The following is a 25246-nucleotide window of genomic DNA, read 5'->3' on the forward strand; positions in this document are numbered from 1 at the left end:
CGATGAAACGCGTATTCGCCGGTGTCGTCGCCGTCACCGCGGCGCTCACCCTGTCCGCGTGCGGCGGGTCGTCCGACCCGCTCAGCAACACCCCGGCCGGTGGTCCCAGCAAGGCGCCGACCACGGCGGCCGCGGACCCGGCGTCGCTGACGGTCGGTTCCGCGAACTTCCCGGAGAGCCAGCTGCTCGCCGAGATCTACGCGGGCGCGCTGGAAGCCAAGGGCATCAAGGTCAGCAAGAAGCCCAACATCGGCAGCCGCGAGACCTACATCCCGGCGTTGCAGGACGGGTCGATCGACCTGATCCCGGAGTACTCCGGCACCTTGCTGCAGTACTTCGACAAGTCGGCGAAGGAGACCTCCGACGCGGATGTCTACACGGCGTTGCAGCAGAAGGTCCCCGCGCCGCTGATCGTGCTGGACAAGTCGGCGGCCGAGGACAAGGACGCCGTGGTGGTCACCAAGGAGACCGCCACCAAGTGGAACCTCAAGACCATCGCCGACCTGGCCCCGCACGGCGGTGAGGTGACCTTCGGTGGTCCGCCGGAGTTCCAGAAGCGCCCGGACGGCATCCCCGGCCTGCAGAAGAACTACGGCCTGCAGATCAAGGGCTACAAGTCGCTCGACGCGGGCGGCCCGCTGACGGTGAACGCGCTCAAGACCGGCGTGGTCCAGGCGGCCGACCTCTTCACCACCGACCCGTCGATCACGGCGAACAACTTCGTGGTGCTCGAGGACCCGAAGAGCAACTTCGCGGCGCAGAGCGTGCTGCCGCTGATCAACTCGTCGAAGGTGGGTCCGAAGGTCAAGGCGGCGTTGAACGCGGTGTCGGCCAAGCTGACCACGGACACGCTGATCGAGCTGAACGGCAAGCTCAACGCCCCGAGCAAGCCGGACCCGGCGGCCGTGGCCGCGGAATGGCTGAAGGCCCAGGGCCTGGACAAGGGCTGAGAATCGCAGGAACCAGCGCCCACGGCCACTCGTTGAGTGGCCGTGGGCGTTTTGCTGATGGAACTCCTGGGGCCGCTCAGCATCATCCTGTTGATGATCGTCGGTATTTACGAGTCCCGGGCGCGCAAGGCCGGTAAACGCGGGAACCACCGCACTTTGTCGGCCACCTATGCCGACGAGGTCACGGCCTTCTTCTACGGTTCCAAGCGCATGCAGCTCGAGCACCGCGACTCCATGTCGATGATGCGGGACGAGGAATCGCAGGGCGCGCCGCCGGAACACGGCGTGGACCTCGACCGCGGCACCTTCCGCGCCGACCGCCTCGGCAAGGCTCAGCCGACCGAGTGACCGCCGACCCGCGAGGTCAGCTCCGCGGCCACCGCCCGCACGTCCGCCGCGACGTCCGGCCAATCGGCGCCACAAGGCCCTGCGTCACAAGACTCTGGGCATTCGTGCCGGAACGTCGCCGACACCGCGGCGATCGCCCGTTCCCCGTGGTCGAAGACGCACGCGGCCACTGACGCCAGGCCGGCCGTCACGAACCCGTCCTCGACGGCCCACCCCCGTTGCCGCACCGCCGCCAGGTCCCGCCGCAACTCCGGCAACGACCGCGCACCGCGCCCGGTCCGCTCGACGAAACTGGCCCGGTCCGGGAACAACACCCGCACCTGCGCGGCCGGCAGGTAGGCCAGCATCGCCCGCCCCGACGCGGGCAGGTGCGCGGACAACCGCACCCCCACGTCGGTCACCGTCGTGTTCGGCCGGGCGGGCAGCTCCCGCAGCAGGTAGACGATCTCCCGCCCGTGCAGCACGCCGAGGTGCGCGGTGTGCCCGGTGCGGTCCACCAGCCGGCGCAGCAACGGCCGGGCCAGCCGCTCCAGCGGGTCGTGGCGCAGGTAGGCCGACCCCAGCTCGAACGCGGCCAGCCCGAGCCCGTACCGGTGCTCCTCCGGCAGGTGGGTGACGAAACCGGCCTCGGCCAGCTCGGTGAGCAGGTGATACGTGGTCGAGCGGGGCAGGGCGAGCTCCCGCGCCACCGCCGCCGCGGTGACCGGCCCCGCCTTCCCGGCCAGCAACCGCAGCACGGCCAGGCCGCGGCGCAGCGCGGGCACATCCGAACTGCTCGCCACGAATGTCACCCTACGGCTCAACATCTCGGGTGCCTGGCGACGTTCTAGTGGGGCGAACGAACGAAAGGGGGTGCCAGTGCAGAGCTTCGAGCAATTCGCGACCGAGCGGGCGGCCACGCTGCTGCGCTACGCCACCGCGTTGACGTGCGACCCGGATCTCGCTCAGGACGTCGTCCAGGACACCCTGCTGCGGGTGCAGCCGCGGTGGCCGCGGATCGGCGCGATGGACGCACCGCTGGCGTACGTCAAACGCATGGTCACCAACGAATACCTGTCGTGGCGCCGGCGCAAGGCGGTGCGCGAGATCTCGACCGGGCACGGCGGCGTCGAGGTGGCCCTCGCCGATCCGGCCACCGACTACGACGAACGCGACGCGATGCTCGCCCGGATCGCCGTGCTGCCACCGAAACAGCGGGCCACCGTGGTGCTCCGCTACTACGACAACCGCACCGACGCCGAGATCGCCGAGATCCTCGGCTGCCGGTCGGGCACGGTGCGCAGCCACCTGTCGCACGCCATGGCCGCGCTGCGCGCAAACGACGTCGTGACAACCGTGAAGGAGGGACGATGACCGACAAGACCGAGGTGTTGATCAAGGAAACGCTGCACCGGCAGGCCGATCGCGCACCGGACGCCGTGGCGCTGCTGATGCGGATCGAGGCGCGGCAGGCCCGCAGCCGGCCACGCCGGGCGGTGCTCGTGGGGGCCACTGCCGCCGTGGCGGCGCTGCTGGCCGTCGGGGCGGTGCTGGTCGCGGGACCGGGGGGTTCCAGCGGCCAGAACCAGTCCGCGGCCGCCCAGCACCACTCGGGGTTCGCGTTCCAACCGCACTGGCTGCCGGCCGGACTCGTGGAGAAGGCGCGGCAGAGCCGCGGTGCGGAGACTTCCCGGCTGTGGACCACCAGCGAGGGGGTCGTCACCGAAGGCGGCGAAGCCGACTGGCAGTTCGCGACCGGTCACACGATCCGGCTCTCGACCCAGCCGGGCTCCATGCCGACGGGCAACAACCACACCATCGACATCAACGGCCACCCCGGCAAGGTGACCAGCTTGGCGACGACCGTCTACGAGGTCACCTGGGAGCCGGAACCAGGAGTGATCCTGACGGTGCGGGGTGCCGATGGTCAGCCCAATTTCAGCTACACGCCCGAGCACACCCAGTCCCCTGCCGAGGGCGACAAGGTTCTCGCGGACGTGCTCCGGGTGGCGCGGTCGGTGCAGCCGGACGACCACGACGCGCGGATAGACCCGCAGATCACGTTCGGCAAGCTGCCGCAGGGCTGGACGCCGCTCGCGGTGGGCGTCAGCGGGGACAACCCCCGCAACAGCGACACCCAGTTGCAAGTGCGGGTGCGGACCGGGAGCTACGACTTCATCGCCTTCCTCGATTGGCAGCCCAGCACCTACCGGCCGAAGCCGGACGTGCACGCGAACGACAACATCGGGAAGCTGCCCGACGGGTCCTTCCTCTTGGTGGGGCTGCACGTCGACGCACCCGGTGAGCCCACACCACCGATGAAGACGATGGTGCAGATGGCGTCACAGGCCATCCAGGAGCACCCGCAGGCTGACGTGAGCTGGCTCGGTACCCCCTGAGCCGATCTCCCAGGAAACCCCGCGCCGCTCGGCGCGGGGTTTCTTTTCGCGTGCGCTCAGCAGATCCGTGAGCGCGTGCGTTCCAAGGGTGAGCAAACCATGCGACCGCCTCGACCCGGAGCGGCATGATGACCTACACCGAGGAGCTGATCGTGGCCGCACTGCGCACCCAGGCCGAGGGCACCCAGGCCGACCGTCGCCCCGATGCGATGGCGATCCGTGACGTCCTGACCAGACAAGGAAGGCGGATCCGCCGGAACGTGGTGATCGCGGTCGTGGCCGCTGCCGTGGCCGCGATCACCGTGCCCGTGGTCCTGCACCGTGCGCCCGGTGGCACGGCGGCGCCAGCCGCGCCAGCGGCGCAGGTGGTACCCGCCGCGCCGGCCGCGAAGCCCTCGGCACCGGTCACGGAGATGAACCTGGCGCCGCACTGGTTGCCCGCACACGTGGTCGAAGCGGAGCGGACGTCCACCAGCCAGTCGTTCACCCGCACGTGGCTCGACGGCGAGGTCGACGACGGCGGGACCCCGGTGGCCATCTCCGGGGTGTCGCTCGCGGTGGGGCCCGGCCACCTGCCCGCCAAGGGCAAGTCCTTGACCGTCAACGGCAAGCCGGCCAAGGAGCTGACCGGCGAGAACGACACCCGGGTGGTCTGGGAGCAGTCGCCGGGCCGGTTGGTGACCGTGTCCGCGTTGCTGGGACCGGACGAGGCGCAGGCGGGCATCGCCGAACGCGTCGCCAGGTCGGTGCGGCAGGGCGACACCGTGCGCTTCGCACCGCAACTGCGCTTCGACCACCTCCCCGCCGGGTGGACCGCCGCGGGCGCGAAGGTCTTCGGCTCCAGGCACGTCAACCCCCCGAAAACCCGCATCTCCGCGAAGACCACCTACCAGGGTCACGAGTTCGTGCTGACCTTCGGGCAGTTGCGCACGGGCAAGCCGGGCCTGGCCCAGGTCGAGCGGGACGGCTACGACGTCGCGGTCGCCGGGACCGAACAGACCGGGCACCTGCCGGGATGGCCCGACTTCACCGCACTGCTCGCCGCCGTCCAGGTCGACCAGCACGCCGACGTGAGCTGGATCGGCACCCGCTGAGGCGAAGGGGAGAGCTGTGCGAAGCAGTTTCGACGATTTCGTCGACGAGCGGTTGGACGGTCTGTTGCGCTACGCCAGCGTGCTCACGTGTGACGCCGAACTCGCCAAGGACGTCGTGCAGGAAGTGCTCCTGCGCGCCCAGCAGAAGTGGCGGCGGATCGGGCCGATGGCCGCGCCCACGGCGTACGTCAAGCGCATGATCCTCAACGAGTACCTGTCCCTGCGCCGCCGCCGGGCCGCGCACGAGGCCGCCGCGGTGGCCGTGGCCCGCGAGGAACTGGTCGACGACCCGTCCGGGTCGTACGACGAGCGCGAGGCGATGCTCGCGCGCATCGCGGCGCTGCCGCCGAAGCAACGGGCCGCGGTGGTGCTCCGCTACTACGAGGACCGCACCGACGGCGAGATCGCCGAACTGCTCGGCTGCGGGGCGAGCACGGTCCGCAGCCACCTCGCCCGCGCCATCGCCGCATTGCGCACCGACCACGTGACCACGTCGACCGGGGACGGATCATGACTGACACCGAAGAGCTGATCGTGACCGCCATGCACCTGCAGGCCGACCGTCGCCCGGACGGCGCCGCCGTGCGGGAAGCGCTGGCCCGGGCCGGCTCGCGCCGGCACGGTCCGCGCACGATCGGGATGGCGCTCGCGGCCGCCGCGGTGGTGGCGATCGCGATCACCGTGCCGTTCGTCCTGCGCCACGCGCGGAGCACGACGCCGGCGGCGGCTTCGCCGAACCAGCCGGTCCTGTGGCAGCGGGCCATGGCCTACGAGCCCGGCTGGCTGCCCGCCGACGTCGTGGAAGCGGAGCGGTCCGCCCAGGCGACGGCGGTCCTGCGGCAGTGGAGCATGCCGGTGGGCTCGCAGTGGCCGGGGCCGACCGTGACGATCACGGTCCAGCAGACCGACGAACCGCCGCGCCGCACCGACGACACCACGGTGGTCGACGTGAACGGCAAGCCGGCCTACGTCGACTCGACCGACACCCCGCCGGGGCACCGGACGGACGTGACGTGGCGGCCCGAGCCCCACCTGCAGGTGCGGATCACCGTCGACGGCGGGCAGGACCACCGTGCCATCGCGCTGCACGTCGCGCGCGCGCTGCGCACGGACGGCACCAAGCCCTTCCGCGCGGTGGTCGACCCGGGCTGGTGCCCGTACGCCAACCTCGGCGCGATCACAAGGGGGCCGTCCGTGGGCGGCCATGCCCCGGAAGGCATGGCGTCGTGCACCACTCGAGAGCAGGAGCCGCTCGCCGAAGTGGACATCTTCGTCGACCACGAGCCGGAGCTCACCAGCGGTGCGGCGGTGACCGCGCGCGGCAACCAGGGCCGGTATGCGAAGTCGGCGGACGGGGCCAGGCAGACCTTGTCCGTTCCGCTGGGCGACGGGCGGTACCTGAGCGTGGTGGCGTCGGGGGGCAACCACCCCGGCGTCCGGCCGCTGACCAGGGACGAGGTGATCAAGATCGCCGACACCGCGGTCGTGCACGACGCGGCCTACGTGAACTGGATCGGCACCCGCTAGAACCACTGTCTGGGATTCCAGACACATCCCACCCCGTCCCGGGTCGTGCGAACGCCCGGGGCGGGGTTTGCTGTGCGCATGCAGGAACGGGTACCGATCGGCGGCACGCCGCTGACTCCTCCCCAGGTGGTCGCCGTGGCGCGCGACGGTGCGCCGGTCGAGCCGACCGAGCAGGCGCTGGCCGCGGTCGCGAAGGCACGCGCCCACATCGACGAGCTGGCCAACGCGGCGGAGCCGACCTACGGCATCTCGACCGGGTTCGGTGCACTCGCCGTGAAGCACATCCCGCCGGACAAGCGCGCGCAGCTGCAGCGTTCGCTGATCCGTTCGCACGCGGCCGGCACCGGGGCCCCGGTCGAGCCGGAGGTGGTGCGGGCGCTGATGCTGCTGCGCCTGCAGACGTTGCTCACCGGGCACACCGGCGTTCGCCAGTCCACTGTGGAGGCGATGGTGGCCGTGCTGAACGCGGGCATCGTGCCGGTGGTGCACGAGTTCGGCTCGCTCGGCTGCTCCGGTGATCTCGCGCCGCTGTCCGCGTGCGCGCTCACGCTGATGGGCGAGGGCGAGGTCCTCGACCGCGACGGCACCTTGCGTCCGGCGGCCGATGCGTTGCGCGACAGCGGGATCACGCCCGTGCAGCTGGCCGAGAAGGAGGGCCTCGCGCTGATCAACGGCACCGACGGCATGCTCGGCATGCTGGTGCTCGCGATGCGCGACCTGCATGCGTTGCTCGACGTCGCCGACCTGACCGCGGCCATGAGCGTCGAGGCGCTGCTGGGCACCGACCGGGTGTTCATCCCCGAGCTGCACGCACTGCGCCCGCACCCCGGCCAGGCGCTCTCGGCGGCGCGGATGCTGCGCCTGCTCGAAGGTTCGCCGATCGTGGCGAGCCACAGCGGCCCCGAGGACACGCGCGTGCAGGACGCCTACTCGTTGCGCTGCGCCCCGCAGGTGCACGGCGCGGCCCGCGACACGCTCGCGCACGCCGAACTGGTCGCCGAGCGCGAGCTGGCCGCGGCCATCGACAACCCGGTGGTGCTCGACGACGGCCGGGTGGCGTCCAACGGCAACTTCCACGGCGCGCCGATCGCCTACGTGCTGGACTTCCTGGCCATCCCGGTCGCGGACGTGGCCAGCATGGCCGAGCGGCGCACCGACCGGATGCTCGACGTGGCCCGCTCGCACGGCCTGCCGCCGTTCCTGGCCGACGACCCCGGCGTGGACTCCGGTCACATGATCGCCCAGTACACCCAGGCCGCGATCGTCTCCGAGCTCAAGCGGCTCGCGGTGCCGGCGTCGGTCGACTCGATCCCGAGCTCGGCCATGCAGGAGGACCACGTCTCGATGGGCTGGTCGGCGGCGCGCAAGCTGCGCAAGGCCGTCGACGGCCTGACCTCCGTGCTGGCCATCGAACTGCTGACCGCGGCGCGCGCGCTCGACCTGCGTGCGCCCCTGACGCCGGGCAAGGCCACCGGCACGGCGCTCGCGTTGCTGCGTGAGCGGGTGCCGGGCGTCGGCCCCGACCGCCACCTCGCCCCCGAGATCGCCGCCGCCGAGGACCTCATCCGGTCCGGCGCGCTGGCCGCACTGTGAGGAGATCTTGATGACCACCCCCGGACCTCGTCCCGTCCGCGCCGCGCGCGGCACCAAGCTGACCGCGCGCAACTGGCAGACCGAGGGCGCGCTGCGGATGTTCCACAACAACCTCGACCCCGAGGTGGCCGAGCGCCCCGACGACCTGGTCGTCTACGGCGGCACCGGCAAGGCCGCGCGCAACTGGGCCAGCTTCGAGGCGATCACCCGCGAGCTGACCACCCTGCCCGAGGACGAGACGCTGCTCGTGCAGTCGGGCAAGCCGGTCGGCGTGCTGCGCACCCACGAGTGGGCGCCGCGGGTGCTGATCGCGAACTCGAACCTGGTCGGCGACTGGGCGACGTGGCCGGAGTTCCGGCGCCTGGAGCAGCTGGGCCTGACCATGTACGGGCAGATGACCGCGGGTTCGTGGATCTACATCGGCACGCAGGGCATCCTGCAGGGCACCTACGAGACGTTCGCGGCCGTGGCGAACAAGCGCTTCGGCGGCACGCTGCGCGGGACGCTGACCGTGACCGCCGGGCTCGGCGGCATGGGTGGTGCGCAACCGCTTGCGGTCACGATGAACGAGGGCGTCGTGCTGTGCATCGAGGTGGACCCGGCGCGTGCGCACCGGCGGGTGGAGACGCGGTACCTCGACGAGGTGGCCGACGACCTGGACGACGCGATCCGCCGGGTCGAGACCGCCAAGAAGGAGCGCCGTCCGCTGTCCGTGGCGGTGATCGGCAACGCCGCCGAGGTGCTGCCGGAGTTGTTGCGCCGCAACGTGGACATCGACATCGTCACCGACCAGACCTCGGCGCACGACCCGCTGATGTACCTGCCGCGCGGGGTCGAGCTGGACGACTGGCACGACTACGCGGCCAAGAAGCCCGACGAGTTCACCGACCGCTCCCGCGACTCGATGGCCGAGCACGTGGACGCGATGGTCGGCTTCATGGACCGCGGTGCCGAGGTGTTCGACTACGGCAACTCGATCCGCGGCGAGGCCAAGCTCGGCGGCAGCGAGCGCGCGTTCGACTTCCCCGGCTTCGTGCCCGCCTACATCCGGCCGCTGTTCTGCGAGGGCAAGGGCCCGTTCCGCTGGGCCGCGCTCTCCGGTGACCCGAAGGACATCGAGGCGACCGACCGGGCCATCCTGGAGTTGTTCCCGGAGAACGAATCCCTGGCCCGCTGGATCAAGATGGCGGGCGAACGCGTTGCGTTCCAAGGGCTTCCGGCGCGCATCTGCTGGCTGGGCTACGGCGAGCGGCACCTGGCCGGCGTGCGGTTCAACGAGATGGTCGCGTCGGGCGAGCTGTCGGCGCCGGTGGTGATCGGCCGCGACCACCTGGACTGCGGCTCGGTCGCGTCGCCGTACCGGGAGACGGAGTCGATGGCCGACGGTTCGGACGCGATCGCGGACTGGCCGCTGCTGAACGCGCTGGTCAACACCGCGTCGGGGGCGAGCTGGGTGTCCATCCACCACGGCGGTGGCGTCGGCATCGGGCGCTCGATCCACGCGGGTCAGGTCACGGTCGCGGACGGGACCGAGCTGGCGGGCCAGAAGATCGAACGCGTGCTGACCAACGACCCGGCCATGGGCGTGATCCGGCACGTGGACGCCGGCTACGAGCGGGCGGACGAGGTGGCCCGGGACCGCGCGGTCGCGATCCCCATGGAACGCGCGTGACTTCCCCTTGACACCAACGCATTCCGCTCCTATGGCAGCCCCCACCCTCCCGGGGGGCGCCCCTGTGTCCAGTCTATCGGGGTCAGCGGGGCTGTGGGGCGCTCGAAGCGGATCTGTGGACAACCGGGTGCCTGTGGACAACTGCTTGACAGGAGGGTGACGCGTGAGCGAGCCATCAAGCGCGGCGAGCCGGGGCCCCCGCGAGCTCGCGGCTGTGGGCTTCGCCAACAGCGGACTGGACGAGATCGCGGGCGTCGGCGCCGATCCCAAGCGCGGCGGCTATTCGCGGCACGGGTTCGACCGCGTCGAGCTGGAGCTGCGCGAGTGGTTCACCGAGCAGGCGCGCCGCCGCGGCCTCGACGTCCGCACCGACCGCAACGGCAACCTCTGGGCTTGGTGGGGCACCCCCGGCAAGGGCGCGATCGTCACCGGGAGCCACCTCGACTCGGTGCCCGGCGGCGGCGCGTTCGACGGGCCGCTCGGTGTGACCAGCGCGCTCGCCGCGGTCGACTTGTTGCGGGACAAGGGTTTCCAACCGGTCAAGCCGCTGGCCGTGCTGGTGTTCGCCGAGGAGGAAGGCGGCCGGTTCGGGGTGCCGTGCCTCGGGTCGCGGTTGCTGGCGGGCACCATCGAGGCCGACAAAGCGCGCGCGCTCACCGACCTTGACGGCACCACGCTCGGTGATGCCGTGCGGGCCGCCGGGCTCGACCCCGCACGGCTCGGTCGCGACGACGAAGCACTCGCCACCATCGGCACGTTCGTCGAACTGCACGTCGAGCAGGGCCGCGGGCTCATCGACCTCGGCGCGCCGGTCGCGGTGGCGGAGTCGATCCTCGCGCACGGCCGCTGGCGCCTGCGGTTCACCGGCGAGGGCAACCACGCCGGCGCCACGCTGATGGGCGACCGCCGCGACCCCATGCTGCCCGCCGCGCAGACCGTCGTCGCCGTGCGCCAGGCGGCGAAGGCCGTCCCCCAGGCCCGCGCGACGGTGGGCCGGGTGCTCCCGGTGCCCGGCGGCACCAACGTCATCGCGTCCACAGTGGACATGTGGTTGGACGCGCGCTCGCCCGACGACGCCGGAACACGCGCGGTGGTCGCCGAAATCGCTGCCGCCGCGCGCGAGGCAGCCGCCGCCGAGGGATGCGCGGTCGAGATCACCGAGGAGTCCTACGGCGACACCGTCGTGTTCGACACCGCGCTGCGCGACCGCCTCGCGGGCTGGCTCGGCGGCGTGCCCGCGCTGCCCACCGGCGCCGGGCACGACGCGGGCGTGCTCGCCGCCCGGGTGCCGACCGCGATGCTCTTCGTCCGCAACCCGACCGGGATCAGCCACGCCCCGGCCGAGCACGCCGAGCGCGACGACTGCGCGGCCGGGGCGGTCGCGCTGGCCGAGGTCCTGGAACGGCTGGCCGGATGACCGCCTACTGGTGCGAGAACATCTGGCTGCCCGACGGTGTGGCTCAGGGCGTCACCGTGCACGCCGAGGATGGCCTGATCACCAAGGTGTCCACTGAGGACGTCGGTGCGGAGCGCCTGTCCGGCATGGTGTTCCCCGGCTTCGCCAACGCGCACTCGCACGCCTTCCACCGCGCGTTGCGTGGTCGCACCCACGCCGACGGCGGCACCTTCTGGACGTGGCGCGACGCCATGTACGCCCTCGCCGCGACCCTCGACCCCGACAGTTACCTCACCCTGGCACGCGCGGTCTACGCCGAGATGGCGCTGGCCGGTATCACGTCGGTCGGCGAGTTCCACTACCTGCACCACGCGCCCGGCGGCCGTCCGTACGACGACCCCAACGCCATGGGGCACGCCCTGCACCAAGCCGCGGCCGACGCCGGCATCCGGATCACGTTGCTGGACACGCTCTACCTGACCGGCGGCCTCGACGGCGAGCCGCTGAACGAGACGCAGCAACGGTTCTCCGACGGCGACCTCGACCGCTGGTGGTCCCGTGCGGGCACCCTCGACGGCTGGGCCCTGCACTCGGTGCGTGCGGTGCCGGCCGAATACTTGCGTCCCTTCGCGGAGCTGACCCGGGGCGGCGTCGTGCACGTCCACCTGTCCGAGCAGCCCGCGGAAAACGAGGCTTGCCTGGCGCGTCACGGCTGCACGCCGACGGAGTTGCTCCACCGCCACGGCGTGCTGCGGGACAACCTGACCGCGGTGCACGCGACCCACCTGTCCACAGAGGACATCCATCTGCTGGGCGGCAACCAGGTCACCGCGTGCTTCTGCCCCACGACCGAAGGCGACCTGGCCGACGGCATCGGCCCGGCGCGCGAACTGGTCGACGCGGGCAGCACCCTCTGCCTGGGCTCCGACCAGCACGTCGTGATCGACATGTTCACCGAGGCCCGCGCCCTGGAACACGGCGAGCGCCTGCGCACTGGCCGGCGCGGCCGCTTCACCCCGGCCGAGCTGACCGCCGCGATGACCGGTCACGCCGCCCTCGGCCGGCCCGGCGGCGCGATCGCCCCCGGCTGGCCCGCGGATCTGGTCGCGGTGCGCATGGACACGCCCCGCACCGCGGGCAGCGCCCCCGGTCAGGTGATGCTGGCGGCGTCCGCGGCTGACATCCACACGGTCATCTCCGACGGCACGCCGATAGTCCGCGACGGCGTCCACAGCACCCTGGGCGACGTCGGCAGACTCCTGCACGACGCGATCACCGAAGTCTGGGAGGCGGCCCGATGAGCGTCCTGATCACCGGCATCGGCGAGTTGACCACCAACACCGGCGCTGCGCTCACCGATGCCGCCCTGGTCATCGACGGCGAGCGGATCGCGTGGGTCGGTTCGGCCGCCGGCGCCCCCGACGCCGACGAGCGGGTCGACGTCGAAGGCCGCGCCGTGCTGCCGGGCTGGGTCGACAGCCACACCCACCTGGTCTTCGCGGGCGATCGGACGGCCGAGTTCACCGCGCGGATGGCCGGGCAGGCATACTCGGCGGGTGGCATCGCGACCACGGTCGAGGCCACCCGCGCCGCGTCCGACGACGTGCTGGCCGCCGGGCTGCGCAAGCACGTCGACGAGGCGGTCGCGCAGGGCACCACCTGCATCGAGACCAAAACCGGCTACGGGTTGACCGTCGAGGACGAGCGCCGGTCGGCGATCGTCGCGGCTTCGCTGGCCGACGAGGTCACCTTCCTCGGCGCGCACCTGGTCCCACCGGGGTGGGATGCCGACGACTACGTGGCCTTGGTGTGCGGCGACATGCTCGACGCGCTCGCCCCGCACGTGCGCTGGGCGGACGTGTTCTGCGAGACCGGCGCGTTCGACGAGGGCCAGTCCCGTGCGGTGTTGACGGCGGCCGCTTCGCGTGGGCTCGGGTTGCGGGTGCACGGGAACCAGCTCGGCGAGGGGCCTGGCGTGCGCCTCGCCGTGGAACTGGGCGCGGCGAGCGTGGACCACTGCACCTACCTCAGCGAGTCCGATGTGGACGCGTTGGCGGGCTCCGGCACGGTGGCCACGTTGTTGCCCGCGACCGATCTCTCCACTCGGCAGGCCCTGCCCCCGGCCCGGCGGCTGCTGGACGCGGGCGCGACCGTGGCGCTGGCGTCGAACTGCAACCCCGGTTCGTCCTACACCTCGTCGATGGCGTTCTGCGTGGCCACGGCAGTGCTGCAGATGCGGATGAGCGTCGAGGAGGCGGTCGCCGCGGCCACCCTGGGCGGAGCGAAAGCGTTGCGCCGCGACGATGTCGGTGTCGTGCGCGAGGGTGCGCGCGCGGACCTCCACGTGCTGGACGCGCCGTCGGCAACGCACCTGGCCTACCGGCCGGGCGTCCCGCTGACCTGGGCCGTGTGGCGCCGCGGCACGCGCGTCACCCGAGCCTGAAGCCCGGGCGTGTCCCACAGTCGGGCGGGGTGTGTCCCACAGTCGAGCAGGGTGTGTCCCACAGTCGAGCAGGGTGTGTCCCACAGTCGGGCAAGGTGTGTCCCACACTCGGAACGTGGGACTCGCTGGGTCGGAGCGGGGGACACACCCGGATGGAACGGGGGACACACCCGGCTGGAGCGGGGGACACGCCGGGTCGGAAGGAGGGACACGCCGGGTCGGAACGGGGGACACACCCGGCGGAGCGGGCTCGGTTGCCGGTGACCGGAGTGCCATACCTGGAGTTACTCCGGGCGTAGGTTGGCGGGCATGGAGTACACGCACCTCGGCCGGTCCGGGCTCTCGGTGTCCCGGCTGGTCCTCGGCACCATGAACTTCGGGCCCGAGACGTCCGAAGAGGACAGTCACGCGATCATGGATCGCGCCCACGAGCACGGCATCAACTTCTTCGACACCGCCAACGTCTACGGTTGGGCGAAGGGCGAGGGGATCACCGAGCAGATCATCGGGCGGTGGTTCGCCAAGGGTGGCGGCCGGCGCGACAAGACCGTGCTGGCCACCAAGCTCTACGGCAGCATGAGTGACTGGCCCAACGACACCTTCCTGTCGGCGCTGAACATCCGGCGCGCCGCGGACGCCTCGCTCAAGCGCCTGCAGACCGACTACATCGACCTGTACCAAATGCACCACGTGGACCGGAACACGCCGTGGGACGAGATCTGGGAGGCGTTCTCGGTCCTGCGCCAGCAGGGCAAGGTCCTCTACTTCGGGTCCTCGAACTTCGCCGGCTGGCACCTCGCGCAGGCGCAGGAGGCCGCGCGCGACCGGCACTTCCTCGGCCTGGTCAGCGAGCAGTCGATCTACAACCTGCTGACCCGGTGGATCGAACTCGAGGTGCTGCCCGCCGCGCGGCACTACGGGCTCGGTGTGATCCCGTGGTCGCCGCTGCACGGTGGCCTGCTCGCGGGCGTGTTGCGCAAGCAGAAGGAGGGCGGCGCGTCGCGCGGGGCGAAGGGACGTTCGGCCGACGGTCTCGAGCAGCACCGCGAGACGATCGAGAAGTACGAGAAGTTCGCCGCCGAGCTCGGCCACGACCCCGCTGACCTGGGCATTGCCTGGCTGCTGCACCAGGAGGGCGTGACCGGCCCGATCATCGGCCCGCGCACCATCGCCCAACTCGACGGTTCGCTGCGCGCGCTGGACATCAAGCTGGACGCCGACGCATTGGCGAAGCTCGACGAGCTGTTCCCGGCCCCGGCCCCGAACGGTTCGAAGCCCGCTCCGGAGGCCTACGCCTGGTGACCCGGCTGGTCGGGGTTCGGCCGGCCCGAACCCCGGCCACGGCCGCAGTTGTCCACACCCGGCGAGTTGTCCACAGATCCGCTCAACGCACCCCACACCCCGCCTGACCTCGATAGACTGGCATCAGGGGTGCCCCCCGGGAAGGGTGGGGGCTGTCTTCGCGCGCGAGGCGGATTGCGCGCGGTGAGTGGATGATCAGGCGGCGTCGGGGCGCTTGTGGTAGCTGTCGACGTATTCCTGGCCGGACAGTTCCATGATCGCGTACATGATCTCGTCGGTCACCGCGCGGCGGATCGGCGGCGAGGCGCCCATGCCCTCGTAGCGGGAGAAGTCCAGCGGCTTGCCGAACCGCACGGTGAACCGGTGCACGCGCGGCAGCTTCTTGCCCTTCGGCTGCACCTTGTCCGTGCCCAGCAGCGCCACCGGCACCACCAGCGCGCCCGTGCTCAACGCCAGCTGCGCGACACCCGTGTGCCCGCGGTGCAGCTTGCCGTCCAGCGACCGGGTGCCCTCCGGGTAGATCCCGAACCCGCCGCCCTTGTTCAGCACCTCGATGCCCGCGTCCAGGGCCGCCACCGCCGCCCGGCCCTGGCCACGCCGCACCGGCACCGCGCCCATCGCGGAGAAGAACGCGCCCGCCATGCGCTGGCGCAGGTTGCCGCCCTCGAAGTACTCGGCCTTCGCCAGGAACGACACCGACCGCGGGGCGATCAGCGGGATGATGATGCTGTCGATGAACGACAGGTGGTTGCTCGCGAAGATCACCGGCCCCTCCGGAGGCACGTCCTCGATCCCCTCGACGTGCGGCCGGAACACGGCCTTGAGCAAGGGGGCGAGCACCCGTCGGACCACCTGATACAGCACTGCACCACTCTACGTACTGAAGCCCGCGTCCAGGCAGTGTCGCCCGTTACCTGTCCACCGTCCGGACCAATGGCACGATCGTGAAGTGGGAGAACTCAAGTTCGGCGCACGCGTGGTGCCGCAGGACCGTGCCCTGGTGATGGCCATCGTCAACCGGACGAAGGACTCGTTCTACGACCGCGGGGCCACGTTCGCCGACGAGGCGGCGCTGGCCGCGGTCGACCGCGCGGTGGCCGAAGGCGCCGACATCGTCGACATCGGCGGCGTGCGGGCCGGGTCGCACGGCGAGCACGTCGACGCGGCCGAGGAGGTCCGCCGGGTGGTGCCGATCGTCGAGGCCATCCGGGAGGCGCACCCGAACCTGGTGATCAGTGTCGACACCTGGCGCCACGAGGTCGCGGGCCCGGCGTGCGCGGCCGGCGCGGACTTGATCAACGACACGTGGGCGGGTGCCGATCCCAGGCTCGCTGAGGTCGCCGCCGAGCACGGCACCGGCATCGTCTGCTCCCACACCGGCGGGCTCCAGCCGCGCACCGACCCGCACCGGGTCCGCTACCGCGACGTGGTCGCGCAGGTGGCCGAGGAACTGGTCGAACGGGCCGAGGCCATGGTCGCGGCCGGGGTGCCGCGTGCGGGCGTGCTGATCGACCCCACCCACGACTTCGGCAAGAACACCTGGCACGGCCTGGCTTTGTTGCGCCGGCTTGACGAGTTGGTCAACACCGGGTGGCCGGTGCTCATGGCGCTGTCCAACAAGGACTTCATCGGCGAGACTCTGGACGCGGGCCTCGACGACCGGGTCGACGGCACGCTGGCCGCGACCGCGGTGGCGGCCTGGACCGGTGCCCGGGTGTTCCGGGCGCACCAGGTCCGCCGGACCCGCGGGGTGCTGGAGATGGTGGCGAGCATCGCGGGTACCCGGCCACCGGCCAGGGTCCTGCGGGCGCTGGCCTGATCGAGGAGGGTGCGTGCACTCCTGGTTCACCGAGAACACCTACCAGAGTCCTTCGTGGACAGAGGAGGAACTCCTACAGGCCAAGGGATCCCGCACGGTCAGCGTCGTGCTGCCCGCGCTGGACGAGGAACCGACGGTCGCGGGGGTGATCGAGTCCGTGCGGCCGCTGGTCGGCTCGCTGGTCGACGAGCTCGTCGTGGTGGACTCGGGTTCGACCGACCGGACCGCCGCGGTCGCATCGGCGGCGGGCGCGCGGGTGGTGCACCGCACCGACGTCCTTCCCGAGCTCGAGCCGTTGCCGGGCAAGGGTGAGGTGCTGTGGCGGTCGCTGGCCGCGACCAGCGGCGACTTGCTGGTGTTCCTGGATTCCGACCTGGTCTCGCCCGCTCCGTGGTTCGTGCCACGCCTGCTGGGCCCGTTGTTCTTCGACGACGACGTCCACCTGGTCAAGTCGTTCTACCGGCGCCCGCTCGGCGCCTCCGACGACGCCGGCGGCGGGCGGGTGACCGAGCTGGTGGCGCGGCCGTTGCTGGCGGCGCTGCGCCCGGAGTTGGCGATGGTGGTCCAGCCGTTGAGCGGGGAGTACGCGGCGCGCCGGTCGTTCCTGGAGTCGGTGCCGTTCGCGGCGGGGTACGGGGTCGAGATCGGGTTGCTGCTCGACGCGCACAGCCGGTACGGATTGGCGGGGTTGGCGCAGGTGAACCTGGGTGTGCGGCGGCACCGCAACCGGCCGCTGGCGCAGCTCGGCGTGATGGCGCGGCAGGTGCTCGGGACGGCGTTGGCCAGGGCCGGGGTGGCTGGGTCGGCAGCTGGGTTGACGCAGTTCGTCGAGGTGATGGGCGAGTGGTTGCCGGATCCGCAAGAGGTGCTGCTGGCCGACCGGCCGCCGATCAACGAGGTGGCCTGGCCGCCGGTGCGCTGATCTGGGCCGGTGGCTCAGGATCGGGTGACGGCTGGATCGGCGCTGAGAGTGGGCGGCGGCTTGATGGGGCCGCTTGATGGGGCGGTTGGATCGGGCGCTGAGCGTGGGCGGCGGCTTGATGGGGCGGCTTGATGGGGCGGTTGGAGCGGCCGCGGCTCGGTGGGATAGCGGCCCTGCGAGTTGGCTGCTCGTGGGATGGTGGCCGCCCGATCACGCGCATGATCTTGCTCAATGTTTCCCGCGCAGGGCCCACCCTCCCGGGGGCTCCCCCTTGTCCATTCTATCGGGTTTGAGCTGGGGAAACGGGAGCTGCGTCGATCTGTGGACAACTGGTCGCCTGGGGAAAAGTGGCGGCCTGTTCGATGAGGAGGGCGTCGCGGTAGGGGCCGGGGGTTATGGCCAGGTCGGTATGGGGGCCGCGCTGGACGATCTTGCCTTGGTCCAGGACCAGCACTTCGTCGACGGCGGCCAGGGCGGCCAACCGGTGGCTGACCAGCACGACCGCGCCCGTCGCATGCTCCAGCGCAGCGAGCAGCACCTCGTCCGCCGACGCCGGGTCGAGAGCGGCGACCGGTTCGTCCAGGACCAGGATCGGCGGGTCGGCCAGCAGGGCGCGGGCCAGCAGCAGCCGCTGGCGTTGCCCACCGGACAACGTCGTGGCGTCGGTGTCGAGGTCCACGTCGAGGCCGACGGTGGTGAGGGCGGCCAGGAGTTCGTCATCGCCGGCTCGCGGGTTCGCCAGGCGCAGGTTGGTGCGGATCGGCGCGGCGAAGACCCACGCGTCGTCGTGGTTGCCGCTCGCTCGGCCAGTGACCTGGCCGCTTTCCGGCGGGAGCAGGCCGGTCATCAGGTCGAGCAGGGTGCTCTTGCCCGCGCCGGTCGGGCCGACGACGGCGATGCGTTGTCCCTTGTGGACGGTGACGGTGAGCTCGCGCAAGGTGCGGGCCGAGACGCGGTCGAGGCGCAGTTCGTCGGTCAGCGGTGCCTGCGGCACGGGTTCGACGGCCGCGAGCGGCGGTGGCCGACGGAGGGGCTCCAGCAGCTGCAGGGTGACCTCGATGGCGCCCAACGCGGTCAACGCCAGCGCCGCCGCGGTCGGCCCGCCCGCCCCGCTCACCAGCAGGACGACGACGGCGGTGGCGGCCTGCACCAGGATCGCCGCGGCGGTGGTCGCCGACGCTCTGGTGGTCACGTGGCGTTGACGCGCGGCAGCCGCGCGCGAGACCGCGGCTGCCTCGGCTCGGTGGCGGTCGAACGCGCCGAGCACGACCAGGTCGTCGCGGCCACGGGTGAGGTCGAGCGCGTAGGCGGACAGCGCGGCGTGCGCCGAGGGCGGCACCGGCGGGACCAGCCGAGGCAGGACCAGTCCGGTGATGCCCAGTCCGGCGGCCAGCACGAGCCCGGCCACCGGCGAGACGACGGCGGTGACCGCGACGGTGAGCCCGCCGGTCACCGCGGCCGCAAGGCGGGGCAGCTGCCGGCGCAGCAAGAACTCCTGCGCGTCGTTGACATCGGTGACCACCGCGGCGAGCGCGGCGCCGCCGTGCCGGTGCGGTCGGGCGGCGAGGGTGCGGTAGCTGCGGGCGCGGGCCTCACCGGCCTTGCCGAGCACGGCGTCGTGGCCGACGAGCCGGTCCGCGTAACGAAGACCGCCACGCACCACCGCCAGCGTCCGCACGGCGACGATCGCCACCGACAACGCGGCCAACGGTGGGTGCCCGGCCGCCCGGACGATCATCCACGTCGCCGTGGCCGTGAGCCCGATGGCGGCGAGGTCCGCGGCGGCGGCGCACAGCACGGCGAGAGCGAGGCGTCGGTCGAAAGACATGGTCATCCTGGGGTGAGGGTCGGGTTGCAGCGGCGGCGGTGCCGGGCCTCGCGGCCGAGGTAGGTCTGGAGGACGCGGGTGAGCAGCCAGCTTGCCGCCGCCGACGTCAGTCGCCTGCAGTCGAGGTGGACCACCCGCGTCGCGGTGGCGGCGTACAGCACGGCGAGAGCGAGGCGTCGGTCGAAAGACATGGTCATCCTGGGGTGAGGGTCGGGTTGCAGCGGCGGCGGCGCCGGGCCTCGCGGCCGAGGCGGGTCCGCATCGCGCGGGTGAGCAGCCAGGTCGCGACCACGGCGACGGCCAGGCGTTTCATCCGACCGCCAAGGCCACTCGGCCGCGATCGAGGTGGATCGGGACGGGGTCGTGCAAGGCCTGGTGGATCAGCGGGCGGTGCGCCACGACGACCGCCGTTCGGTTGTGGAGCAAGGGAACCAGGGAGGACACCACTGCCTGTTCCGTGGTGCTGTCGAGCCGCTCGGTCGGCTCGTCCAGCAGGAGCAGCGGCGCCTGCGTCCGCAACAACGCGCGCGCCAAGGCGACCCGTTGGCGTTCACCGGTGGACAGGCGGGTCACGGGTGTGCTGGTCGCGACCGGCAAGTGGGCGGTCGAACAAGCGGCGGCGACCTCGGCCGGCGAGGCGTCCGGGCGGCCCAAGACGACGTTCGACGCGACCGTGCCCTCGGTCAGCCACGGGCGCTGGGGGATCCACGACAGCTGCGCGCACCACGCCGCGTGGTCGAACACCCGCAGGTCCACGCCGTCGACCAGGACCCGCCCCGACGTCGGCGGCAGCAAACCGAGCAGCACGGCGAGCAACGTGCTCTTGCCGGCGCCGTTCGGGCCGGTGATCGCGTAGTGGCGGCCGGGCGCGATGGTCAGCGACACCTCGTGCAGCGCGTCCACGTCACCACGCCGGACGGTCACCCGATCGAGCTCGATCGTGGCGTGGCGCAGGTCCGGCGGGCGGGTCACGGCGGTGACCGGTGGCGGAACCGGCGGCAGGGCTTCGAGGCCCTCGGCGCTGGCGTGGAAGGCCGCGCCCGCCGCGCGCAACGGCAAGTAGGCCTCCGGTGTCAGCAACAACACGAACACCGCCGTGTGCGCGGGGATCGAACCGTCCAGCAGCCGCAGCCCCACCGGCACGGCGACCATCGCCACGGACAGGGTGGCCACCAACTCCAGCACCAGCGCCGACAGGAACGCCACGCGCAAGGTCCGCATCGTCGCGTGGGCGTGCGCGGTGGCCAGCGCACGCACCGTCCGCTCCTGGCGCCGCGCCCGGCCGTAGACCGTCAGCGTGTCGAGGCCGCGGACCACGTCGGCGAAGTGGCCGCCCAGGCGGGTCGTCCCGGCCCACGCGTGCTTCGTCGATGCCTTGGTGTGCTTGCCGACCAGTACCGCGAACACCGGGATCAGCGGCAGCGTCACCCCGATCGTCAACGCCGACAACGGATCCGCGACGGCGACGGCGACCAGCACGGCGACCGGCACGACGGCGCAGGCGGCCAGCTGCGGCAGGTAGCCGGTCACGTACGGGACCACCGCGTCGACGCCGCGCGTCACGACCGTGGCCACCCGGCCGGGCGATTCCGCCGACGACAAGGCACGCATGCGCAACACGTGGGTGATGCGCGAAGTGGCATGCGCCGCCACCGAAGTGCGCACGAAATGCAGCCCGGCCCGAACGGCGATCACCACCAGCACCGGCAGGACCGCACCACCGAGCAGCGCGCCGGCCAGCGTCCACGCCTGCGTGATCACCACGGCCGCGCCGGCCACGCTCAACACCGCGAGCCAGAGCGGGTAGCGGCCCAGCGGCAGGTCTTTCACCAGAACACCCGGCCCGGCCGCGCCGTCCACCAGGTGATCGCCTGCAGCACGACCACGATCGGCACCACCGGCACGGCGAACCACGTCAGCACCGTCAGCGTCGGTGTGGCCGCGATGGCCGCGGTGACCGGGAGCCTGGCGGCGAACACCAACGCCCCGGCGCACACGAGGGTGGCCGCTGTGGCGCCGAAGGCCAGGCGGAACCGGTGCTGGGCAAGCAATGAACGCGCCGCCAGGGGTAAGACGACCAGCACGACAGCCAGTGCCAGGGCGAACGCCGGGTGAGCGACGCGCTGCCACGGCCACCCCGCGAACACCGCCAGCGCGACCAGGGCCGACGCGGCCGGCGCGACCACCCGGCCGACCCGGGCGGCGCGAGCCCGCACGGGACCACGCACGGCCAGGAACGCGCTGCCGTGCACCAGGACCAACGCGAGCAACGTCGTGCCGCAGACCAGCTGACCGACCGCCGATCCGCCGAGCGTGTGTGCGACGAACGCACCCCAGCCGGTCGAGATCGTCGCCGCGGACAGCAGGATCACCCCGTCCCACAAGCCTTTCCGGCCTTCCGGGCGCCTGCTGCGCAGCTGCACCGCGGCCGTGAAGGCGACGACCCCCAGCAACGTCGCCACCACCACCGGGTACGCGCCGGACAGCAGGTCGCCCTCCAGCCGGGGGAACGCCCCGAACAGGACGCCGGCCGCCGCGACCAGCCACACCTCGTTGCCGAGGAACACCGGCCCGGCCGCGCCGAGCACGCGGCGGGACTCGGTCGCGTCGGTGGCGAGCACCCGCATCAACAGTCCGGTGCCGTAGTCGACCCCGGCCAGCGCCAGGTATCCGCAGAACAGGAAACCCAGCAACGCCAACCACATCGTGGTCATCACACGCTCCCTAGAGGACGATCGCTGGTTCGCGGACCGGGGCCGGGGCCTGTTCGGGTTCCGGTCCTCGCCCGGCCAGGCGCGCGATCAGGATCCAGTCGGCCAGCGCCAGCAGCACGAACAACGCGGAGAACCCGATGAGCGAGGCGAGCACGGAACCCGCGCCGACCGGGGACATGCCGTCGGCGGTGCGCAGCACGCCGTTGATCAGCCACGGCTGCCTGCCTTCCTCACGCAGCAGCCACCCGCAGATCGCGGCGGCGAACGGGACCGGCACCACGACCAGCAGCACCACGAGCGGGAAACGCAGGCGCACCACCAGGTTCCCGATGGTCAGCAGCAAGGCGACCAGCGAGACCAGGGCCAGCGTGAACCCCATGTTGACCATCACGTCGCGGGGCACGTGGATCCAGCCGGGCGGCATGTTGTCCGCGCCGAGGCGGTCGGTCAGCGCGGGCAGATCATCCGGGTCGGCGACCTTGGCCGGCTGCACGTTCTTCAACACACCATATTGTTCGAAACCGTAGGATATTACTCCGTACATTCCGACAGTGGAAGCAATGAGACCGAGCCGTATCGTCCGCTTGAACAGGACGATGTCCTTGGTGCGGCGCAGGAAGTGCCACGCGCTGACCCCGGCGACGAAGAAGCCGCCGGTGGCCAGGGCCGCCGACGAGAGGTGCAGCACCGCGTCGGTCAGCGTCGGGTTCCGCAGCAGGGCGCCGAAGTCGGTCAGCCGCAGCACGCCGTCGCGCAGCTCGTAGCCGACCGGGTTCTGCAGGAACGCGTTGCTCACCATGATCCAGAACGCGGACGCGAACGCCGTCGCCGCGGTCAGCCAGATCAACGCCAGGTGCACCCATTTGTTGAGCCGATCCCAGCCGAAGATCCACAAGCCGAGGAACGTCGACTCGAGGAAGAACGCGACCAGCGTCTCGATCGCCAGTGGCGCACCGAAAACGTCACCGGCGTAGGTCGACAGGCCGCTCCACGTCAGCCCGAACTGGAACTCCATCACGATCCCGGTCGCGATGCCCAGCGCGTAGTTGACGACGTAGAGCTTGCCGAAGAAGCGGGTCGCCCGGCGGTGCTCGGACTTCCCGGTGATCGCGTAGCGGGTCTGCATGATCGCCACCAGCACCACGAGGCCCAAGGTGAGCAGGACAAACAAGAAGTGGAACGTCGTCGTCACCGCGAACTGGATCCGGGCGAGCGCAGGAGGATCGGCCATGTCTCCATATGTAGCCGAACTACATGTAGGTCCGCAACCCATTGAGGGGTAGACTGCCTACTCATGAAGCCCGACGCGTTGCGAGGTCACCTCGACGCGCTGCTGCTGGCCACGCTGGACGGCGCGGCGCTGCACGGCTACGCGATCATCGAGGCGTTGCAGCAGCGCAGCGGCGGCGCGCTCGACCTGCCCACCGGCACCGTCTACCCGGCGTTGCGCCGGCTCGAGCGCGGCGGCCTGGTGGCCAGCGAGTGGGCCACGGTCGGCGGCCGGCAACGCCGCACGTACCGGCTCACCTCCGCGGGCCGCAAGGCGCTGGCCGGGGAACGAACCGCGTGGCGCGAGTTCACGACGGCGATCGACGGAGTCCTGGGTGGTGGGCCGTGGCCGACACCGGCGTGATCGACAGCTACCTGGCCGACCTCGACGCCCGCCTGCGCGGCATGGCGTCGACCAAGGCGGAGCTGCTCGCGGAGGCGCGTGACGGCCTCGTCGACGCGGCCGAGGCGCACGAGGAGCGCGGGCTCACCCCGCTCGACGCGCAACGCGCGGCGATCGAGGAGTTCGGGCCGGTCGACGAGATCGGCCGCGAGTACCAGGCCGAACTCAGCGTCGCGCAAGGCGCGCGGTTGCTGCGCTCGATGCTGCTGGCCCTGCCGGCAGTGCACGCGTTGTGGGAGCTGACCGCGCTCTGGTCGATCGGCGCGTGGGACCAGCACTTCGGCACGAAGACGCCGCCCTGGTACCTGTCGTTCGCGTGGGCCAACGACCGGGTCGTCTGGCTGTCGTCGGCGATCGCGCTGGTCGCGTTGCTGGGCTGCCGGTGGGCCGCGCGCAACGGCGTCGACAGCAGGCGCATCGCGCGGATGCCGGCTGTGGCGGGGGCGGTCGCGCTCGGGGCGGTGCTGGTGGTGGAGCTGGCGTTGCTGGTGGCCACGGCCGTGTTCGACCCGCACCGGCTCAACGGGCCGCTGCCGACCGGGCTCGCCACCCTGGTGTCGCTGGTGGTCGCCGGGCGGTTGCTGGTGCTCACGGTGCGCTCGTTCGCCTACTCCGCTGGGTCGCGCGACGAGCGGCGTGCCACGATCTGAGGCGTGGACACCGCCCTGATCTACCTCATCGTCATGGTGCTCGTCGCCGCCGTGGTGTTCCTGCTCGCCTCCGTGGTGTTCGGCCGGGGCGAGGAGTTGCCGCCGCTGCCGCCGGGCGCCTCGCCGACCCGGCTGCCCGCGTCCGGCGTGACCGCGGACGACCTGAGCAACGTCCGGTTCCAGCTCGTGCTGCGTGGCTACAAGATGTCCGAGGTCGACTGGGTGCTGCAGCGCCTGGGCGCCGAGCTGGAGGACCTGCGCGGGCGGATCGCGGCGCTCGAGGAGGAGCTGGCGCTCGAGCGCGGCGGCACCGGTGTCACCGTTGCCGCCGAACCGGCCGACGCCGATGCCGACGCCGACCGTGGCTGAGCTGGTCGAACTGGTTCGGGTCGCCGCGCCCGCCGAGATGGTGTGGGCGGCGGTCACCGACTGGCCGCGCCAGGGCGAGTGGATGCTAGCCACCGCGGTGCGGGTGACCGGTGGAAGCGGGCGCGGAGCCGGGTCGACGCTCGCGGCACGCACGGGTGTCGGTCCCCTGGGGTTCACTGACCACATGGAGATCACGAGCTGGCAGCCGCCGGTGCGCTGCGAGGTGCGGCACACCGGCAAGGTGGTGTGCGGCACCGCGTCGTTCGAGGTGCGCCCGGTCGGCGCGAGCACGTCCGAACTGGTCTGGACCGAGCGGCTGGACCTGCCGCTCGGCGCGCTGGGCCGCGTGGGCTGGCCGCTCGTGCGGCCGGGGTTCCGGCTCGGCGTGCGGTATTCGTTGCGGCGCTTCGCCAAGTTCGCGGAGGCCTACCAATGAGCGAGCTTGCGAGCGAGTCATCCAACACTGCACCTCCGCGCATGCGGACTCCGAGCGTGCGAGGTGTCGGCATGAGTGAGCTTGCGAGCGAGTCATCCAACACTGCACCTCCGCGCATGCGGACTCCGAGCGT

At 71.7% G+C, this 25246-nt stretch carries 26 protein-coding genes; 19 read left to right on the top strand and 7 right to left on the bottom strand.

Annotated features, from left to right (window positions below):
* Window positions 1-2: 2 nt before the first annotated feature.
* Together EV186_RS29765 and EV186_RS29770 are read left to right on the top strand one after the other, a co-directional pair.
* A complete protein-coding gene (locus EV186_RS29765; protein WP_133852788.1) occupies window positions 3-950 on the top strand; it encodes an ABC transporter substrate-binding protein in 948 nt (315 codons plus the stop codon).
* A 42-nt stretch (window positions 951-992) separates the two neighbouring features.
* The gene (locus EV186_RS29770) at window positions 993-1298 is read left to right on the top strand and encodes a DUF6191 domain-containing protein (protein WP_243754359.1); all 306 of its coding nucleotides are present in this window, start codon (window positions 993-995) and stop codon (window positions 1296-1298) included.
* Here EV186_RS29770 and EV186_RS29775 read toward each other — a convergent pair.
* Window positions 1283-2080, bottom strand: a complete 798-nt coding sequence (locus EV186_RS29775) for an IclR family transcriptional regulator (protein ID WP_133852789.1) — start codon at window positions 2078-2080, stop codon at window positions 1283-1285. The two genes, EV186_RS29770 and EV186_RS29775, sit on opposite strands and share 16 nt — an antisense overlap.
* 76 nt (window positions 2081-2156) lie before the next feature.
* Here EV186_RS29775 and EV186_RS29780 point away from each other — a divergent pair, with 76 nt between their 5' ends.
* The 11 genes from EV186_RS29780 to EV186_RS29830 all read left to right on the top strand — a co-directional run bounded on the left by EV186_RS29780 (window position 2157) and on the right by EV186_RS29830 (window position 14703).
* Complete coding sequence (locus EV186_RS29780; protein ID WP_133852790.1) at window positions 2157-2651, top strand: SigE family RNA polymerase sigma factor; 495 nt, start codon at window positions 2157-2159, stop codon at window positions 2649-2651.
* Window positions 2648-3676 carry a hypothetical protein gene (locus EV186_RS29785; RefSeq protein ID WP_133852791.1) on the top strand — a complete coding sequence of 343 codons (1029 nt, stop codon included), beginning with the start codon at window positions 2648-2650 and terminating at the stop codon, window positions 3674-3676. The genes EV186_RS29780 and EV186_RS29785 overlap by 4 nt, the downstream gene beginning before the upstream one ends.
* A gap of 125 nt (window positions 3677-3801) precedes the next feature.
* Window positions 3802-4770, top strand: coding sequence for a hypothetical protein (locus tag EV186_RS29790; RefSeq protein WP_133852792.1), 969 nt, complete (start codon window positions 3802-3804; stop codon window positions 4768-4770).
* 16 nt (window positions 4771-4786) lie between these two features.
* Window positions 4787-5284, top strand: a complete 498-nt coding sequence (locus EV186_RS29795) for a SigE family RNA polymerase sigma factor (protein WP_133852793.1) — start codon at window positions 4787-4789, stop codon at window positions 5282-5284.
* A complete protein-coding gene (locus tag EV186_RS29800) occupies window positions 5281-6297 on the top strand; it encodes a hypothetical protein (RefSeq protein WP_133852794.1) in 1017 nt (338 codons plus the stop codon). Before EV186_RS29795 ends, EV186_RS29800 begins: the two co-directional genes overlap by 4 nt.
* A gap of 78 nt (window positions 6298-6375) precedes the next feature.
* Window positions 6376-7890 carry a histidine ammonia-lyase gene (gene hutH / locus EV186_RS29805; RefSeq protein WP_133852795.1) on the top strand — a complete coding sequence of 505 codons (1515 nt, stop codon included), beginning with the start codon at window positions 6376-6378 and terminating at the stop codon, window positions 7888-7890.
* A gap of 10 nt (window positions 7891-7900) precedes the next feature.
* Window positions 7901-9562 carry a urocanate hydratase gene (gene hutU, locus EV186_RS29810; protein ID WP_133852796.1) on the top strand — a complete coding sequence of 554 codons (1662 nt, stop codon included), beginning with the start codon at window positions 7901-7903 and terminating at the stop codon, window positions 9560-9562.
* A gap of 214 nt (window positions 9563-9776) precedes the next feature.
* The gene (locus EV186_RS29815; protein WP_133853103.1) at window positions 9777-10979 is read left to right on the top strand and encodes an allantoate amidohydrolase; all 1203 of its coding nucleotides are present in this window, start codon (window positions 9777-9779) and stop codon (window positions 10977-10979) included.
* Entirely contained in the window at window positions 10976-12259 is a 1284-nt protein-coding gene (locus tag EV186_RS29820) for a formimidoylglutamate deiminase (RefSeq protein WP_133852797.1), read from the top strand. Before EV186_RS29815 ends, EV186_RS29820 begins: the two co-directional genes overlap by 4 nt.
* Window positions 12256-13401: an imidazolonepropionase gene (gene hutI, locus EV186_RS29825; RefSeq protein WP_133852798.1), complete on the top strand. Its 1146-nt coding sequence runs from the start codon at window positions 12256-12258 to the stop codon at window positions 13399-13401. Before EV186_RS29820 ends, hutI begins: the two co-directional genes overlap by 4 nt.
* Window positions 13402-13710: 309 nt before the next feature.
* The gene (locus tag EV186_RS29830) at window positions 13711-14703 is read left to right on the top strand and encodes an aldo/keto reductase (protein ID WP_133852799.1); all 993 of its coding nucleotides are present in this window, start codon (window positions 13711-13713) and stop codon (window positions 14701-14703) included.
* Window positions 14704-14898: 195 nt separating this feature from the next.
* Here the strand turns inward: EV186_RS29830 and EV186_RS29835 are convergent, their stop codons facing one another.
* Window positions 14899-15567 carry a lysophospholipid acyltransferase family protein gene (locus EV186_RS29835; protein ID WP_133852800.1) on the bottom strand — a complete coding sequence of 223 codons (669 nt, stop codon included), beginning with the start codon at window positions 15565-15567 and terminating at the stop codon, window positions 14899-14901.
* 85 nt (window positions 15568-15652) lie between these two features.
* Here EV186_RS29835 and folP point away from each other — a divergent pair, with 85 nt between their 5' ends.
* Together folP and EV186_RS29845 are read left to right on the top strand one after the other, a co-directional pair.
* On the top strand, window positions 15653-16522 hold the full coding sequence (folP, locus tag EV186_RS29840; protein ID WP_208115857.1) for a dihydropteroate synthase: 870 nt from the start codon (window positions 15653-15655) through the stop codon (window positions 16520-16522).
* Between the two features lie 13 nt (window positions 16523-16535).
* Window positions 16536-17444, top strand: coding sequence for a glucosyl-3-phosphoglycerate synthase (locus EV186_RS29845; protein ID WP_133852801.1), 909 nt, complete (start codon window positions 16536-16538; stop codon window positions 17442-17444).
* 280 nt (window positions 17445-17724) lie between these two features.
* Here EV186_RS29845 and EV186_RS29850 read toward each other — a convergent pair whose 3' ends face one another.
* The 5 genes from EV186_RS29850 to EV186_RS29870 form a co-directional block, all read right to left on the bottom strand.
* Complete coding sequence (locus EV186_RS29850; protein WP_133852802.1) at window positions 17725-19272, bottom strand: ATP-binding cassette domain-containing protein; 1548 nt, start codon at window positions 19270-19272, stop codon at window positions 17725-17727.
* A 2-nt stretch (window positions 19273-19274) separates the two neighbouring features.
* Window positions 19275-19463: a hypothetical protein gene (locus EV186_RS29855; protein ID WP_133852803.1), complete on the bottom strand. Its 189-nt coding sequence runs from the start codon at window positions 19461-19463 to the stop codon at window positions 19275-19277.
* Window positions 19464-19581: 118 nt separating this feature from the next.
* Window positions 19582-21102, bottom strand: coding sequence for a thiol reductant ABC exporter subunit CydD (gene cydD, locus EV186_RS29860; RefSeq protein WP_133852804.1), 1521 nt, complete (start codon window positions 21100-21102; stop codon window positions 19582-19584).
* Window positions 21099-21986, bottom strand: coding sequence for a cytochrome d ubiquinol oxidase subunit II (locus EV186_RS29865; protein WP_133852805.1), 888 nt, complete (start codon window positions 21984-21986; stop codon window positions 21099-21101). Before EV186_RS29865 ends, cydD begins: the two co-directional genes overlap by 4 nt.
* A gap of 10 nt (window positions 21987-21996) precedes the next feature.
* Window positions 21997-23217: a cytochrome ubiquinol oxidase subunit I gene (locus tag EV186_RS29870; RefSeq protein WP_133852806.1), complete on the bottom strand. Its 1221-nt coding sequence runs from the start codon at window positions 23215-23217 to the stop codon at window positions 21997-21999.
* 63 nt (window positions 23218-23280) lie between these two features.
* Here EV186_RS29870 and EV186_RS29875 point away from each other — a divergent pair, with 63 nt between their 5' ends.
* The 4 genes from EV186_RS29875 to EV186_RS29890 are packed head-to-tail and all read left to right on the top strand — an operon-like array spanning window position 23281 to window position 25113.
* Complete coding sequence (locus tag EV186_RS29875; RefSeq protein WP_133852807.1) at window positions 23281-23619, top strand: helix-turn-helix transcriptional regulator; 339 nt, start codon at window positions 23281-23283, stop codon at window positions 23617-23619.
* The gene (locus EV186_RS29880; RefSeq protein WP_133852808.1) at window positions 23601-24308 is read left to right on the top strand and encodes a permease prefix domain 1-containing protein; all 708 of its coding nucleotides are present in this window, start codon (window positions 23601-23603) and stop codon (window positions 24306-24308) included. Before EV186_RS29875 ends, EV186_RS29880 begins: the two co-directional genes overlap by 19 nt.
* A gap of 3 nt (window positions 24309-24311) precedes the next feature.
* Window positions 24312-24677 carry a DivIVA domain-containing protein gene (locus tag EV186_RS29885; protein ID WP_133852809.1) on the top strand — a complete coding sequence of 122 codons (366 nt, stop codon included), beginning with the start codon at window positions 24312-24314 and terminating at the stop codon, window positions 24675-24677.
* Window positions 24670-25113 carry an SRPBCC family protein gene (locus EV186_RS29890; RefSeq protein WP_133852810.1) on the top strand — a complete coding sequence of 148 codons (444 nt, stop codon included), beginning with the start codon at window positions 24670-24672 and terminating at the stop codon, window positions 25111-25113. Before EV186_RS29885 ends, EV186_RS29890 begins: the two co-directional genes overlap by 8 nt.
* Window positions 25114-25246: the final 133 nt, after the last annotated feature.

Source organism: Labedaea rhizosphaerae (assembly GCF_004362825.1).
GTDB classification, from domain to species: domain Bacteria; phylum Actinomycetota; class Actinomycetes; order Mycobacteriales; family Pseudonocardiaceae; genus Labedaea; species Labedaea rhizosphaerae.